Here is a 2,106-nt window from a genome sequence, read left to right as displayed (position 1 = left end):
TTTGTCTTAAACAAAAGTACAAACTCGGCTTCTGAAGCCACTTTCCAAGACTGACCGAGCAAAATTCTCTATCTCCTAACACCACTATTTTATGACCTGATAGCACCGTCAATATTTTCCCCAATACTCGCTGCTGTTCTTCGAGGTTACTACTTCCTTTTTTATCTAATATCTCCCAATAGATTGGGATGGCTCTCTTGTCATAAATTAGACTCACCATCAAGATATTTATTGCTCCCCAACTCGTCCGGTCTATGGCAATATATACTAATCCTTTTATTGTGAATCTCTCCTGCTGTTTTAACATCTCTTTTAGGCAGACAAACCAGATTTTTTCAATATTCAGAATTTCCAGCTTTAAAAATCTTTTTAGTTTTTTTCTCCGACTCTCAAACAGGATTGGTATTGGTAGTGCTTCTGCTAATATCTCTAACTTGGCTTGCTTTAGTATTTGCCAGGTTCCAACTATCACTAACAACAGTAGATATCTGGCTCGCCCCAGTTCATTCTCTAAGACTTTCTGGTATAGTTCACTTATCATTTTCGTTATCTAGGTTATATTTACTATATATGACTTATCTTTTTTTTGAGTCTGTATCTGTATTCCATGCTACATAAGCTTTTCAGCTTGCTTGTCCCCCTGTCAGGAAAATAAGTAGGTAGGCACAATTATTTGTAGGATGGGTTAGCGGTAGCGTAACCCATGCGGGCGTTGGGTTTCATGCTTCAACCCAACCTACGTTCATTTTATATTTAATTCCACCCACCTACTTAAATCAATTACTTTTGCTGGTTGTTGAGATGGAAAAGGAGAAAATTTTACGATGGATAGACTAAAAAAATATCGCAATGCCATTAAAAAAGTATTAACAGAATATCACGAATGGGTTTCTGGTTCTGCTAATTTAGATCAAGAAAGTTGTCTTGTTTTTGACGAGATACATGATCAGTATTTTTGGCTTTTTATGGGTTGGGAAGGCAAGAAAAAAATCAGGAATATTCAAGTCCATATTAGGATTAAAAATAAGAAGATTTATATTGAGGAGGATTGGACTGAGGAAGGTATCGCTACGGAATTATTAAGGGAGGGTATTTCTAAAGAAGATATAGTTTTAGCTTTTTACGATCTGGAAACTCGTAAGTTAACTGGGTTTGCTGTAAGTTAAGTTATCGGTAAATCTTGCATCGAAATGAATGATCATGTTGGTGAATTAAATAATTAATAAATTAGTGAATTAATGTAGAGGTAGAACCTCGCTTATCTGCGTTGCAAGGTAGAACCTTGCAACGAGTCATATAACCTAAAACTATCTTAAATATAAAAAACCATAATAAATGATGATTAAATAACCCTTGACTTCCCCCCCCCTTGTGATAGTTTCGGTCGTAGGATATTGGCGCAAAACTAGCGTTAAATATGATTATAATTCTGTCCCATTACTGTCATCGAATCCATGAAAAAATTACTGACAATGTTAACCCCCTTGACTCTGATGGGGTTAGCCGGGGTTGCTCCTGCTCAAGCGGCAATAGTAGCTGGTTGGAATCAATTTGAGGCTTCTACGGCATCCTATCCCAGAGCGGCGGATAATGTAGGTGCGAATATAACCAGCACTGGGTTAGATACCGCCGGGATAAGTCGGCTGAGTGGTCTTCCTTTCCTGTTGGGTATTTTTTGGAATACAGGTAGCACTGTTAATACCAACCAATACGTGGAATTTGCCGTACAACCTGGTGCAGGTTTTCAAGTCGATTTTACTAACTTGCAACTCAATGCGCAGCAGGATGAAACGCCGCTAGATTTAGTCTTGCGCTCTAGTGTTGATGGGTTCACCAGTGATTTAGGGACAACAGTTAGCCTAGCAAATAGCTTTAATACCTACAGCTTTGACCTAAGCAGTTTAGCACCCCAAACCGGCCCGGTGCAGTTCCGTCTCTATGGACTGAATGCTGATACATCTACGCTCTACTTCTATGGTCAAAACTCCGGTAATGTTACTGGGGGTGGGTTTGTGGCTATTAATGGGGATATCACTCCTACTGGTGGCGGTCCTGTATCAACCCCGGAACCTAGTGGTATAGTGAGTTTAATCGCTGTTGGTGCGT

Annotated in this window: 3 protein-coding genes; 2 read left to right on the top strand and 1 reads right to left on the bottom strand. The window is 39.4% G+C overall.

Annotation, left to right across the window (positions count from 1 at the left end):
* Positions 1–541, bottom strand: a 541-nt coding sequence (locus tag O9324_RS17315; RefSeq protein ID WP_502846589.1) for a transposase family protein, incomplete at its 3' end; no start/stop codon positions are given.
* Positions 542–824: 283 nt separating this feature from the next.
* Between O9324_RS17315 and O9324_RS17310 the strand changes: the two genes are divergently transcribed.
* The gene (locus O9324_RS17310; protein WP_002767725.1) at positions 825–1,166 is read left to right on the top strand and encodes a XisI protein; all 342 of its coding nucleotides are present in this window, start codon (positions 825–827) and stop codon (positions 1,164–1,166) included.
* Positions 1,167–1,454: 288 nt separating this feature from the next.
* On the top strand, positions 1,455–2,106 hold a 652-nt coding region (locus O9324_RS17305), incomplete at its 3' end, for a PEP-CTERM sorting domain-containing protein (RefSeq protein WP_288140834.1).

The organism is Microcystis sp. LE19-84.1B (genome assembly GCF_027531875.1).
In the GTDB taxonomy this organism is placed as follows: domain Bacteria; phylum Cyanobacteriota; class Cyanobacteriia; order Cyanobacteriales; family Microcystaceae; genus Microcystis; species Microcystis panniformis.
The sequence above is the reverse complement of the archived record's forward strand: the minus strand, read 5'-3'. Positions and strand labels throughout refer to the sequence as shown.